At 42.2% G+C, this 13,826-nt stretch carries 10 protein-coding genes and 2 tRNA genes; 4 read left to right on the top strand and 8 right to left on the bottom strand.

The genetic code is table 11. From position 1 onward, the window contains the following. Nucleotides 1-28 precede the first annotated feature (28 nt). On the bottom strand, nt 29-784 hold the full coding sequence (locus EGS47_RS05350) for an SDR family oxidoreductase (RefSeq protein ID WP_125269271.1): 756 nt from the start codon (nt 782-784) through the stop codon (nt 29-31). Between the two features lie 114 nt (nt 785-898). On the opposite strand from EGS47_RS05350, the gene EGS47_RS05345 reads away from it, so the two are divergent. After that, complete coding sequence (locus tag EGS47_RS05345) at nt 899-1,795, top strand: LysR family transcriptional regulator (protein ID WP_125269270.1); 897 nt, start codon at nt 899-901, stop codon at nt 1,793-1,795. Nucleotides 1,796-1,869: 74 nt separating this feature from the next. On the opposite strand, the gene ahpC is transcribed toward EGS47_RS05345, so the two are convergent. From ahpC to EGS47_RS05320, 5 genes are all read right to left on the bottom strand, one after another. Further along, nucleotides 1,870-2,433 (bottom strand): alkyl hydroperoxide reductase subunit C, encoded by a 564-nt coding sequence (gene ahpC / locus EGS47_RS05340; protein ID WP_004991486.1) that lies wholly within the window; start codon nt 2,431-2,433, stop codon nt 1,870-1,872. A 209-nt stretch (nt 2,434-2,642) separates the two neighbouring features. Further along, nucleotides 2,643-2,718, bottom strand: a tRNA-Lys gene (locus tag EGS47_RS05335). Between the two features lie 43 nt (nt 2,719-2,761). Beyond that, nucleotides 2,762-2,837: transfer RNA gene (locus EGS47_RS05330), tRNA-Lys, on the bottom strand. A gap of 243 nt (nt 2,838-3,080) precedes the next feature. After that, complete coding sequence (locus EGS47_RS05325) at nt 3,081-4,922, bottom strand: long-chain-acyl-CoA synthetase (RefSeq protein ID WP_104795088.1); 1,842 nt, start codon at nt 4,920-4,922, stop codon at nt 3,081-3,083. A gap of 196 nt (nt 4,923-5,118) precedes the next feature. Then, entirely contained in the window at nt 5,119-8,526 is a 3,408-nt protein-coding gene (locus EGS47_RS05320; protein ID WP_125269269.1) for an Rne/Rng family ribonuclease, read from the bottom strand. A 751-nt stretch (nt 8,527-9,277) separates the two neighbouring features. On the opposite strand from EGS47_RS05320, the gene EGS47_RS05310 reads away from it, so the two are divergent. Both EGS47_RS05310 and EGS47_RS05305 read left to right on the top strand, forming a co-directional pair. Continuing rightward, nucleotides 9,278-10,210: an RluA family pseudouridine synthase gene (locus tag EGS47_RS05310; RefSeq protein WP_125269268.1), complete on the top strand. Its 933-nt coding sequence runs from the start codon at nt 9,278-9,280 to the stop codon at nt 10,208-10,210. After that, nucleotides 10,207-10,872: an HAD-IA family hydrolase gene (locus EGS47_RS05305; RefSeq protein WP_125269267.1), complete on the top strand. Its 666-nt coding sequence runs from the start codon at nt 10,207-10,209 to the stop codon at nt 10,870-10,872. Before EGS47_RS05310 ends, EGS47_RS05305 begins: the two co-directional genes overlap by 4 nt. A gap of 52 nt (nt 10,873-10,924) precedes the next feature. On the opposite strand, the gene EGS47_RS05300 is transcribed toward EGS47_RS05305, so the two are convergent. Continuing rightward, nucleotides 10,925-11,620, bottom strand: coding sequence for a DUF1345 domain-containing protein (locus tag EGS47_RS05300; protein ID WP_004994081.1), 696 nt, complete (start codon nt 11,618-11,620; stop codon nt 10,925-10,927). Between the two features lie 135 nt (nt 11,621-11,755). Next, on the bottom strand, nt 11,756-12,640 hold the full coding sequence (locus tag EGS47_RS05295) for a LysR family transcriptional regulator (protein ID WP_004991472.1): 885 nt from the start codon (nt 12,638-12,640) through the stop codon (nt 11,756-11,758). A 226-nt stretch (nt 12,641-12,866) separates the two neighbouring features. On the opposite strand from EGS47_RS05295, the gene EGS47_RS05290 reads away from it, so the two are divergent. After that, entirely contained in the window at nt 12,867-13,811 is a 945-nt protein-coding gene (locus EGS47_RS05290) for a cation diffusion facilitator family transporter (RefSeq protein WP_004991468.1), read from the top strand. The last annotated feature ends 15 nt before the right edge of the window (nt 13,812-13,826 follow it).

The raw sequence follows: 13,826 nt of genomic DNA, 5'->3' as shown, positions 1-13,826 counted from the left end.
GGCCCTCAGCCTATAAAAGATAGTTTGATTAACGTGTGGTATAACCACCGTTGGCAAAAATCGTTTGACCTGTAATCCACCAGCCGTCTGTCACCAGAAAACGCACTAAAGGTTCGATATCTTCAATTTTGGTAAGCCCGCCAAGCGCAGAAGCTGATTTATGATAAGCCACGGCTTCTGGTGCTTCCTGACCATAGAAAAATGGCGTATCCATGGGACCTGGTGCCACCGCAGTCACTGAAATACCGCGTTCACCAAACTCTTTAGATGCAGCGCGAGTATAATGTTCAACTGGTGCTTTTAAGCCCTCATACGTCGAATAAAGCCCTGTATAAGCTGCGAGTAATGAGGTCACAATGGTACAAATTTTGCCACCATCATTGAGATGACGACCTGCCGATTGAATAAAGAAATAGGCAATTTTGGAGTTGATGTCGCTCATCGAATCGAATTCAGCTTCGGTGGTATCCACAATCGGTTTTTTAAGAACTCGGCCTACCGTATTAATGGCAATATCTATTCCACCAAAATGTTGTTTAGTTTTGACAAAAAGTTCCTCAATCCGATCAATTGAACTGAGATCTGCTTGTAGCAGAATTGCATCGATACCTAAAGCTTTCACCTCAGCCAAGGTTTTTTCTGCATCAGCTTTGCTCGATTCACTGTTGTAATGAATGGCCAGTTTGGCCCCTTGTTCCGCAAATTTACGCGAGATTAATCCGCCTAAATTTTTCGCACCGCCTGTAATTAAAACCACTTTATCTTTTAACGTTTGTGCCGCCATGATGTTCTTTCCTTTAATGGAACTATTTTTGGATATTTATTAGTCTAGATATGAATCATGTAATCATCAATCATGCTAATTTAGTTTCACTATTCAGAAATCACGAACAATCAGATGGATCGTTTACAGCAATTTGAAATCTTTGTAGAAGTTGCCAAAAGGGAAAGTTTTAGTGAGGCAGCATTACGGTTGGACTTACCCCGATCTACGGTGACTTCAGCCATTCAAAGTCTGGAGTCATTTTACAAAGTCCGATTATTTCAACGAACCACACGACGGGTGAGTCTGACTCAGGATGGAAAACGAATTTTGCCCGATTGTCAAAATCTTCTCATGGATTACCAACTGCTTGGACAGATGATTCAGACCCATCATCAGGATTATCAGGGGATTTTAAAAGTGGATATGCCGAGCCGTATTTCACATCAAATTGTGGTGCCTGCATTGCCTGATTTTTTTCAGCAATATCCTGATATCAAAATTCAACTGCATAGTTCAGATCATTTAACCAATCTGGTCGAACAAGAAGTTGATTGTGTGGTGCGTGTCGGAGCACTTGAAAATAGCAGTCTGATTGCCAAGTCTGTCGGGTTGTTAGCAATGGTGAATTGTGCCAGTCCAATTTATTTACAGCGCTGTGGTGTTCCGCAAACATTAGAGGATTTACAAAATCATATTATGATTAATTACCCGAGTGGCGTAGGCGAGCAACAGGGTGTCTTTTTTTACGGGCAAGAGCGGGTCAAATTAATGGCTCAATTAAGTGTCAATAATACTGAGGCTTATATTCAGGCAGCACGTTCTGGACTCGGAATTATTCAAATTCCTTATTATGATGTGCGTCAGGATCTGGAACAGGGCAGATTGATAGAAATTTTAAGTGATTACACTTGTCCTGCCTTACCTTTAAATGTGCTGTATCCTAATCGTCAGTATATACCTCGTCGTCTGGATGTGTTTATGAGTTGGCTGATTCCTGTGTTGAAGCAGCAGTGTTGCTTAGAGTCTTAAAACAAGACCACCTCCATGTTAGGACGTGGTCTACAAAATGATTAAGCTCTATTCAGCGATATGACGACTCAGGTTTAGATTTTACCCACCAGATCAATGGATGGCGCAAGCGTTGCATCACCTTCTTTCCATTTGGCAGGGCAGACTTCACCCGGGTGATTATAGACATAAACGGCTGCTTTGACTTTGCGTAGTAATTCCTGAGCATCACGACCAATACCCCCTGCATTGATCTCTACGATTTGGATTTTACCTTCTGGATCAATTACAAAGGTTCCTCGATCAGCCAGACCTTCAGCTTCGATTAAAACTTCAAAGTTTTTAGAAATGGTCCAAGTCGGATCGCCAATCATGGCGTACTGAATTTTACCAATTGCATCTGATGTATCATGCCATGCTTTATGCGTGAAGTGAGTATCTGTAGAAACAGAGTAGATCTCGACACCTAGCTTCTGAAATTCTGCATATTGATCGGCAAGGTCTTCAAGTTCAGTGGGGCACACAAAGGTAAAGTCAGCAGGGTAGAAAAATACTACAGACCATTTTCCTTTTAGATCAGCGTCAGAAATATCAATAAATTGACCATTTTGGTAAGCAGTAGCTTGAAAGGGTTTGATTTCAGTATTGATTAAACTCATTGTCTTGATCCTCTTAATGGTATGAGAAAGCTCTTAATGTGAGAACCAAGATAACGCATTTATGTAAATCGTAAAAACAGTTATTTTTTATAAAATTAATCGAATATTTAGATTTTAAATCGTATTGAATGTCATGAAATATTCATGCTGAGAAAATAAAGTATCCATAAAAAAAGCCTCAACATGATGTGTTGAGGCTTTTTAGAATCTGGTGGGTCGTCCGCGACTCGAACGCGGGACCAACGGATTAAAAGTCCGCTGCTCTACCAACTGAGCTAACGACCCTGAGCAAGCATTTAAGCCATGCTAGGAGTATCAAAACAATCAATGGTGGGTCGTCCGCGACTCGAACGCGGGACCAACGGATTAAAAGTCCGCTGCTCTACCAACTGAGCTAACGACCCTGAGTGAGGATAAGTAAACTTAAAATATTGCTTTAAGGATTTACCCGAACGCAAAAAGAAAAATTAATTTCAAAAATTGTTCAAACTCGACTGGATTCAGAGGAAAGTAAACTTTCTAACACTGTATCGTTTTGATGGAGCGTATTTTAGCAAGATCTTCAACTAACACAAGAGAAAATTGAAAAACAATCGAATAACTGTTTATAAAAAGCACGATTTTCTCTTGTTTAGTCAAAAAATATGCTAGAAACGGTATTTATACGCCTGAATGTTCTCAAAAATCTCAGCAGTTACATCACAATAGGCCTCTGCATTTGGTAAGAGTACCAGTAAACGCTCATCGGTTAGACTCGGATCAAATGCCTGTTCCTTGAGTTTATTTTTCTGATATTTAAAGGTTCCAGTGGTTTCTACCACTGCTTGAACACGTAAAAATACAGGGATAGCATAGGCAGGCAAATTCTTTTTGAACTGATTGACCATTTCGGTCAAATCCTGCTCATTTAATTCTGCGCCATCGCTCAGTGTGATGGCCGCCATACCTGCTCGACCATTGGTATTTGGAATTTCAACACCATAGACGACTGCTTCTGCGATTTTGTCATAGTCGCAAATCATATTTTCAACTTCAGTGGTCGATACGTTTTCACCTTTCCAGCGGAAAGTATCACCCAGACGATCGACAAACTGTGCATGGCGAAAGCCAATGTCACGGACCAAATCCCCAGTATTAAAGTAAGAGTCACCTTTTTTAAACACATCTTTTAAGATCACAGACTTGTTTTTCTCAGGATCGGTGTAACCATCGAAGGGGGAGCGACGAGTAATTTTACCAATGAGCAGTCCAACATCGCCTGTTTCAACTTTGATACAGTGACCTTTTTGATCGCGAATGGCTTCCCCTTTTTCTTTGTCATATTGCACAATTGCATAAGGAGTCGGAGAGAAGCCAACAGTATTGTCAAAGTTGAAAATATTGCTAAAGCCGACATTGCCTTCACTCGACGCATAGAGCTCTAGGACTTCTTTTACCCCAAAACGTTGTTTGAATTTGTCCCAGATATTGGGACGCATGCCATTACCAATCATTTTCGTCACACGATGGGCACGGTCAATTTCTGAGGGTGGTGCATCCATAAGATAGCGGCACAGCTCGCCCACATAGCCAATCGCAGAGGCATTAAATTTTTGTACATCTTTCCAGAAGGCACTGGTCGAATATTTACGACGAATAGCAAGCGTAGCACTCCCCGCAATCACGCCACACCAACACACTACAATACCCGTTGCATGATAAAGCGGTAGGGTAACATACATGACATCATCAGTTTTTAAATCAAGGATATGCCCATAAGTTCCATACGCCAGTGTCCAGCGACTATGGGTGAAAATCACCGCTTTAGGTAATCCTGTAGTGCCTGAGGTATAGATATAAAACAATCCATCTTTACCTTGAACAGTATGGGTGGTCGCTGGATTGAATTTGGCAAAATGATCAATTTTTTCTGCCAGATTGACATAACCAGATGGAGCAGAACCCACGTTTTGACGTGTGGCCTGATCTGCAAACCAATGAAAGCGATCTTCAGCAAGTTTGATATCGGCACGAATGTCATCAATACAGGATTGAACTTCCTCGCCAAAAATCAGCGCAATTGGATTGACCAGATTGATACTATGCGTGAGTACCTTACCTGTTTGAGAGGTATTGACCAATGCACTGGTGACACCAATTTTAGCCAGACCAATAACTGTTGCGATCAGCTCGGAACGATTTTCCAGCATCACCGCAATAACATCACCCTTACGCGCACCTATCGAAAGATAATAGTGTGCAATCTGGTTGGCCCATTCATTTAAATCTTGATAGCTGTAGCGCTCATCTTCAAATAATAAAGCATCACCTTGAGGATTACGTTTGACTGCTTTTTCAAAGGCAATACCCAAACCTGCTGGTGTAGATGATGTACGCAAATAGGCTTGCTTAAGACCTGCAAGAATGTGCGGCACTTTGGGCAAAAAAGCAGGGAGGCGTGAAGCAACATTAGCAAGCGTAATGATATCGGGTTGTGCAGTCTGGCTCATATACATCCTATTATTTTTCGATCTATCCAATACAGTTTTATGACTACGGGCTACGACGACGTAGACATTAAAATGACGCAGAAGTTGTTTTAAAGGTTTTGCACTAGTGCAATCAACCTAATCTGACATAAAGTATCAAAAAAAACCTAGTCACCGAAATGACTAGGCTTTCATAACTTACATGCAATTGTGCAAATTATTCCGTAGTTGTGCTGGCCTTTTTCGGCGGACGACCACGTGGACGACGCGGACGACTTGGTTTATCCGCATCAGCAGCAGTCTCTTGAGTGGCTGATTTTTCAGTTGTTTCATCATTGGCTTTCACTTCTGATGCTTGCTCTGAAGCAGTTACTTCATTTAATTCAGCTTGCACAGGTTCAGTTTGAGCTGCGGTCGAAACTTTTTCTAATTCAGCTTTTACTTCAGGCTGTGCGGTTTCTGTCGGTGCTGTCGCTTTTTGCTTAGAAACAGGAGTTGCTGTTTCAAGCGATTGCTCAGGCAATACGACAGTTTCAGGAGCTTTAGTTGCACTCGCTACGGTTTCAGAGGCAACGGCTTCGATTTCTGCACCTTGTTCATTCCCCGTTTCAGCTTTTGGCACAGCTTGAGCTTGTTTGGCTTGCTCATGCGCTTGTTCTGCCGCAAGTTTCGCTAAACGACGACGTTCACGAGGGTCATTGGCTACACGCGTTGCAGGCGTTTCTGGTGGCGTTAATGGTAACACCTCTGCTGCTTCACTTTCTTCAAGCGCTTTCTTGCTTGGAAGTTGTGCATCACGTGTTACAGGTTTTTTGTCTTCCTCAACCGTTTTTGCTTCTGCGACCTGTGAACTGGCATATTGCTCAGTAAACTTGATCAAAGCCCGATTAAACGTTGGCACAAGTCCAAACTGTTCGATCAGTACGGTACAGTCTTCACCATAGATATGGCGAATGAGACTACCCAACGTATAGTTGGCCAGCTCAGGAATTTGTGATGGCTGTACTTTTGGTGCTGCTACTTTAGATTGCTGTGCTTCACGTTGCTGACGACGACGCATACGCGGATCATTGCTAGCACGTTTCACTTGTGAGCGAGTTTGCTCGGTCGCAACTTCAGTGGATTTAGTCGCTGCTTCAGAAGGTTGAGCTTCAGTTACAACGGCTTCTTCAACTGGATTTGCAACAGGATTTTCAGCCTGTTTTGGTGATTCCTGTGGTTCAACTTGTGGATTTAATGCCACAATTTCACTTTGCGCTTGATCGACATTAATCACCAGTGCTGTCGACATCATTTCATTACGTGGCGCATCAACCACATCGACTGTGACCTGTTTTGCATCATTGGCTACAGGCTTATTGGTCGTTTGATGGGCATTGTCTAATACACTTTGGTCACGATTGCGATGTGGGCGATTTGGACGTTGCTGATTGTTACGGTCACGACGTGGTACGGCTTCTTCAGCATGTACTTCAGTTTGCGCCTGATTTTGCGTGTGGTTTTGTTCTTGTGGCTGCTGACGCTTTTGCTGACGTTTGAGTTCACGTTGCTCATGGCGTGACAGTTGGACCACTTCTTCATGAACTTGAGCAGGTTGTTGCTCTTGATTTGGCTCACGTTGTTGTGGTTGTTCACGCTCGGTACGTTCGCGCTGATCTTTGTGTTTACGCTTTTTGTTGTTATTTGGACGATTATTTTTCTCGTCACGTTCAGTGGTATTGTCACGTGCTTCCTGTTTAGCTACAGGCGTTTGAGACATATACGCATTGTTGCCAGATGCTGCAACAGTGACAGTTTCGGTCACACTAGCAACGTTGACCTGACCAAATTGACCACGACTGACTGCACCACCATTCACCATTTGCTCAATCGCTGATGCTGCATTTTGGGCAGAGCGTGACTGATCAACGGTTTGAGCCTGTTTTTGTACAAATAGATTCTCTAACCATGCGCATGGGCTTGCGGCTTTAGGAGCAACCGCGGTTTGTGCTGCTGGCGCAGGTGTTTGAGCCGTAGCTTTACGTTTATTTTGCTCAGACTGAACAGGTACAGCAGCATGACTATGATCTGCTTCTTCTAAATGCCATTCAGATGACTCGTAGCCAAGTTCCTTTTCACTTGAACGTGTCGCTTCAGTACGCTCATAGCTAGAAGGTGCAAAACCTTCAGGATTATACTGAATTTCGTAGTGAGGTGTTTCCAAGTGAGGGTGTGGCAACACGGTGACACGAACACCTGAAGTTTGTTCTAAATACACCAGACTATGACGTTTTTCATTCAGCAAAAATGCTGCAATTTCAACAGGAACTTCAACCTGTACTTCACCATGGCGTTCACGTAGTGCAATTTCTTCCACTTTACGCATAATCGAAAGTGATAAAGAACGTAGATCACGCACCATACCTGTACCATGACAACGCGGGCAGACATAACCTGTGGCTTCTTCTAAAGATGGACGTAAACGCTGGCGGCTCATTTCCATCAAGCCAAAACGTGAAAGCTGACCAAACTGGATACGTGCACGATCACTTTGGGTTGCTTCACGCAATTTGGCTTCGACCATACGCTGGTTGCGGTCTTTGGTCATGTCGATGAAATCGATCACTACCAAACCACCAATATCACGCAAACGCAATTGACGTGCAATTTCTTCAGCTGCTTCAAGGTTGGTATTCAGTGCAGTTTCTTCAACATCATGACCACGCGTTGATTTAGCCGAGTTAATATCAATTGAAACCAATGCTTCAGTCTGGTCAATCACAATTGAACCACCAGATGGAAGCTTCACTTCACGTTCATAAGCGGTTTGAATTTGACTTTCAATACCAAAGTGAGCAAACAAAGGCTCATTTAATGTATAGGTTTTTAGCTTGTCTAATTGACGCGGCATCACTGCTTTTACAAAGTTATAAGCTTCGTTATAGGCCTGTTCGCTATCAATCAGGATTTCAGAGACATCATCACGCAAGTAATCGCGGATTGCACGAGTGACTACACCTGCTTCTTGATGTACCAACATCGGAGATGGACCCGAGTTTGCTGTGTTTTGGATTTGATTCCATAAGTCGAGCAAATGTTGCAGGTCAAGCTGTAATTCTTCTTGTGAACGACCAATCCCCGCAGTACGTACAATCACGCTCATTCCGCGAGGAATATTGAGTGATGCCAACATTTCTTTCAATTCTTCACGAACTGAACCCGAAATTTGACGGCTAATACCGCCACCTTTCGGATTGTTTGGCATGAGGACCAGATAACGACCTGCAAGCGAAATAAAGGTGGAAAGCGCAGCACCTTTATTGCCGCGTTCTTCTTTTTCCACTTGTACCAAAAGCTCAGTACCTTCGGTAATCAGTTCGCGGATATTTGAAGTTTGACGTGGGTCAGCCTTAAAGTAAGTATTGGCGATTTCGCGCATGGACAAAAAGCCTTGACGCTGCGCACCATATTCAACAAATACGGCTTCTAGAGAAGGCTCTACGCGAGTCACATGACCTTTGTAGATGTTAGATTTTTTTTGTTCGCGGGTACGATTTTCTAAGTCAAAATCGTAAAGACGATTACCAGTGATAAGTGCAACGCGTACTTCTTCAGCATGGGTTGCATTAATCAACATACGTTTCATGGGTGTGACACCTAATAGTGACTCACTCAGACAAAATGCGAACATCGATAAAGCGGACAACTGTCGGCAGTCATCATGCATCTTATTTAACCCAGATCACAAAAGTTTTTTGCTCTGGCTGCTAAATTCCCTGATCTCACGTGTAGCTTCGGTGAATGATGCTGGTGATGATGTCAGCAGTCGCGTATTCATCCCGTTTCGATTAACGGCGAGTCCTGACTTTTCACTGGCGAGTGAGCGGTGCATTGGATGATGACTTTCACTGTCACGGAGCTTGAAGACTTATCTTGTAAAGTCTTGATACGGAATGATCATCGTATCGGTGCTCGGCAGTTCCAATGCATCAACGCTTGAGCCTGAAAGGTCATGATGACGCAACGTGTCTGATGTGCATCAGTTTACGTTTAATAACCAACATTAACGGTTGGCGACATATATTTTTCAACAAACTGCATATGCAAAAGCATAATTAAACGCAACAGTTTGTCATTTTGCCGATATAATAAGCCTTCGGCGTCGGCATATTCTTTTGGGACCTTTCCGAGATTTTGATGAAATCTTGAACGAAAATCAATTTCATAAACATTGAAATATTTTTCGTTTTTGTTCACTTACGGCGGTATCCGTGCGCTGACTATATCAAACCTTGCAGCATCTGCCTATGGGCTAAATAGATGTTTCTTGTGAAATCAACTGTCTAAGTGGTTATTTTTCACTCAAATTTAATAAATAATCGGGTTTCAAATACTGTATGAATTCTACACAGCAATGGCAAAGTGTCACTTGGTTTGACGTGGACGAGCATCAAGCCGGGCAGCGCATTGATAATTTTTTATTTAGCCGATTAAAAGGTGTGCCGAAAAGTCGAATTTATCGGCTAATTCGTGAAGGACAAGTGCGGGTCAATAAAAAACGAATAAAAGCGGAAAGCAAGCTTAATATTGGTGATCAAATTCGTGTGGCTCCGATTCGTTATGAACCAAAAGATGAAACTGCTGCGCCTGTGAGTGATCAAGTGGCACAAAGCTTATTAAAGCGTGTGGTCTATGAAGATGAAGGCTTATTGGTTGTGAATAAACCAGCGGGAATCGCGGTGCATGGCGGGAGTGGTGTCGCATACGGTTTGATTGAGGCAATGCGTGCCGCAACAGGTAAAAAGTATCTGGAACTGATTCATCGGATTGACCGAGATACCTCTGGGTTGGTCATGATTAGTAAAAAACGCAGTACTTTAAAACATCTACAGGATCTATTACGCGAGCATAAAATTCGTAAGACTTACGCCGCCTTAGTGAAAGGTCAGGTCAGTCTGGATAGGCAGCTTATCGATGCACCATTGTTACGTTATGAACTGGCCAATGGCGAGCGCCGTGTCCGTGTGACTAAAGAGGGCAAGCCGAGTAAAACCGAATGGGTGATTGCAGAGCGCTTTAAGGAAGCCACTTTGGTTTATGCTTCGCCTTTGTCTGGGCGTACCCATCAGATTCGGGTACATGGTTTGAGTATTGGTCATCCATTGGTGGGTGATGATAAATACGGGCATCAAACGATTTACACGGGCCCAGAAGCGCGACGTTTGTGTTTACATGCCATGCGTCTGGAAATTCCTGATTATCCTGTGATTGAAGCACCATTGCCTGAAGATATTCAAAGTGTCGTGGCACAGTTGAGAGCGCAAAAATGAATCGACCAGAACTGATTATCTTTGACTGGGATGGCACACTATTTAATTCAGTGGGGCAAATTGTGGAAAGCCTCAAATTTGCCGCAGCAAAATATGAACAGCCTTTAACAGACGAAGCTGCTCAAAGCATTATTGGTCTGGGTTTGCCTGAGGTGATGCAAACCTTGTTTCCGCAAGTTCCACATTTGCAACAGGATATCTTGGTCAGTTATGGCGAGCATTATGTGGAAAATTCTAAGCATGATGCTTGGTTTGACGGTGTAGCTGAACTTTTGCAGGATTTAAGAGATCAGGGCATGAAGCTGGCGGTTGCCACGGGTAAAAGTCGTCGTGGCTTAGATCGTGTTCTCAGCCAGACGCAAAGTCATGAGCTCTTTGATATTACCCGCGCAGCCAGTGAAACTATGTCTAAACCGCATCCTTTAATGCTCGAAGAGATTTTAGAGTTCACTGGTGTAGATGTGCAACATGCGATTATGGTCGGTGATAGCAGCTATGATCTTGAAATGGCGATGAATATCGACATGCCGCGTATAGGGGTGAGCTATGGTGTGCATGATATTGAAATACTCAAACAATATCAGCCCTTAACTATTGTTGATGACATTGCGGGATTACATCATTATTTGAATCAGTTGATTCAAATCAACATAGACGCATAAAATTCAAATCATTTTTTGTAGTGCTGGTTTTAGACAGGTCTAGACTCGTCTATTAACCCGATATAAAACTGGCTGCGATGTTAATACAAATGGCTAAGATGGTCGTATTAAAGCCAAAGGCCAACATGGCATGGAAAATATTGAGTAGCCGCATGGGGCGGGAGGTAATCGACACATCAGCGGTTTGAGCTGACGTACCAATGATATAACTAAAATAAACGAAATCTGGATACATCGGATCTTGAGTTTTGGGGAAATCTAAACCGTCATCTTTGCCATCAGAACGCGCCATATAAAAATCATGGGCATAGTGCAAAGCAAATGCGGTATGCATAAATAGCCATGCCGAAATAATGGTTAATATGGATAAACCTAAGTGCCAATATTGAAAAGGCGTATTTTTAGTGATCGAGGAGAGTTGCATCACAATCGCAATAAGACACATCAATAGTGCCAGAATGACCAAAAGCATGATCACCCATTTACTTTCATCCTGTTTTTGAGCTTGAGATTGCATGGCAGAATGATCTGCCTGCCACATCATTTTTTTGGCATGAATGAGATATATGCCGACAGAAATATTCCAGCTCAACAAAATGATTGTTGACCAATGCCAAGTTGTGCTGAACGTTAACACTACGGCAATCACGACGCCAATGCATAACGAAATAAAAAAGTGGGGACGATTATAAATACCGCTTTTCAGCCCCTGTAATCCAGTTTTCAACCCATGTAATACAGATAACATGCTCAGGTTTCTCCTGAAAAAATCGTTTTAATTTATTTGAGTGTTAGGTTTATTGATTTGCACAGAACTGATGTGGCGACTGTGCCTGTGATATTCATCGATCATGCAGCCCTGATCATTTACTTTAGTCATGATTTACTCAGAACAAAATACTTTTGATAGCTGTTCGAGTAATATTTTTGTATGGTTTGACGTCTGCTGCGAATTAAAATTGATAAATAAGGGTAACTTTGGCAAATCAATCGCCAATGTCGCAATCACAAGATCAGAACTGAACATGTTCTTTGCATATGCAGGTAAAATCGTGCACCAATTCTGGTGTTTTAGCTGATTGATTTTGATCAAAACATCAGTCATTTCCTGAGTATGTAGAGTAAAATCATGCTGCTGGATAAATTCGCAAATGAGTGCATATAAGCTGGGAAATTGTTCTGCACTAGGTAATACAAAATCCAGATAGCCCAAGGCATGTGAAGGAATCACTTTTTCTTTGGCGAATGGATGATTCTTTGGCAAGACAAAAATTAGAACTTCATCGAATATTTTTTGACTGCAAATGGTCTCGGTATTGAGATTTTGATGCGTAAAGGCAATGTCGAGCTGATTTTGCATCAGGGCTTGAATATTCTGTTGTTCATCCAGATAAGTGAACTCAGTGATCAGTTTGGGGTGTTGAATACGTAATTGTGGCAGTACTTGCGGAAAAATGTGTACCTCGGCTGTTGCTACAAAACCAATGCGTAAGCGTTGCTGTTTTGTTTTTGCAATTTGTCTTGCTGTGGCGACTGCTTTATCGGCTTGCATCAAAGTTAAACGAGCTTGCTCTAAAAAAGCCGCGCCTTCCTCGGTTAGCTCAACTTTACGTTTGGTTCGATTGAATAATTGAACACCGACATATTCTTCTAAATCTTTAATCTGTTGGCTTAACGAGGGTTGAGCGGTATACAGTTTTAGCGCTGCTTTGCTAAAATTTAATTCTTCAGCAACAGTGACAAAGTATCGAAGATGTCTTAACTCCATCGAATGAATCCAAAAATATGAGCAATACAATTGGATTTGAGTATAAAGCACAAATCAGGCAAGCAGAAACAACAAGTAGAACCGATATATTTTAAACGCTAATATTCAGGGTAAAGGATCGTTATAGAGACCCTTTAACAACAAATGACAACAGGAAAAGTCTTTGTAAATAAATCGAGTACCGCTATAACAACAATGAATGAAAAAATAAGAACAGGGTTTTGCGATGGCTGAATCAAATAAAATCGTGGTGTATGCGGCGTTATTGGGCAATCTCATCATTGCTTTGGTTAAATTTGTCGCAGCTTATATCACCAATAGTTCGGCGATGCTGAGTGAAGCCGTACATTCTGTGGTGGATACACTCAATGAAATTCTATTGTTGCATGGATTAAAACAGTCACAAAAACCAGCCAATTTTCGCCATCCTTTTGGTTATGGCCGTGAACTTTATTTTTGGGCTTTTATTGTATCTTTGCTGGTTTTTGCATTGGGTTCGATCGTTTCAATTTATCAAGGTATACAACATATTCGCCAACCCGAAGAAATGGTTTCGCCCATGATTAATTATATCGTGCTTGGCATTGCGATTATTTGTGAAGGGATATCCTGGCGAGTCGCACTGAAAGGATTTCGTAAAGAAAAGGGTTCATTGGGTTATTTTGAAGCATTTCGACGCAGTAAAGATCCGACGACCTTTACTGTATTATTTGAAGACTCTGCCGCATTGATTGGTCTATTTATTGCTTTAATTGGGATTACCGCAGCGCATTATTTCAATATGCCCGTATTGGATGGTGTGGCATCTATCCTGATTGGTGTGGTATTGGCGATTTCTGCTTTTTTATTGGCACGTGAGACCAAAGGTTTGCTGATGGGGGAAACGGCCAATCCAGAGCTTCGCGAAAATCTTTTACTCATTGCGCAACAGGATATTGCTGTTTTTTCAGCAAATGGTGTGTTAACTGAGCAAATAGGTGCGCATCAGGTCATTGCATCATTAAGCCTTGAATTTAAAGATAGTTTAACTTCAGATGATATCGAAATCTGTGTGAATCGTATCGAAATGAAAGCTAGAGAAATTCACCCTGAAATTGTTGCACTGTTTATCAAGCCTCAGTCGAAGCAGGTCTGGTTGCAACGAATGAAAGGACGGTTACAAGACAAATAAATTGAGCAGTAGCAT

Origin of the sequence: Acinetobacter sp. FDAARGOS_515, from assembly GCF_003938865.1 — a bacterium.
Classification (GTDB): Bacteria; Pseudomonadota; Gammaproteobacteria; order Pseudomonadales; family Moraxellaceae; genus Acinetobacter; species Acinetobacter ursingii.
The sequence above is the reverse complement of the archived record's forward strand: the minus strand, read 5'-3'. Positions and strand labels throughout refer to the sequence as shown.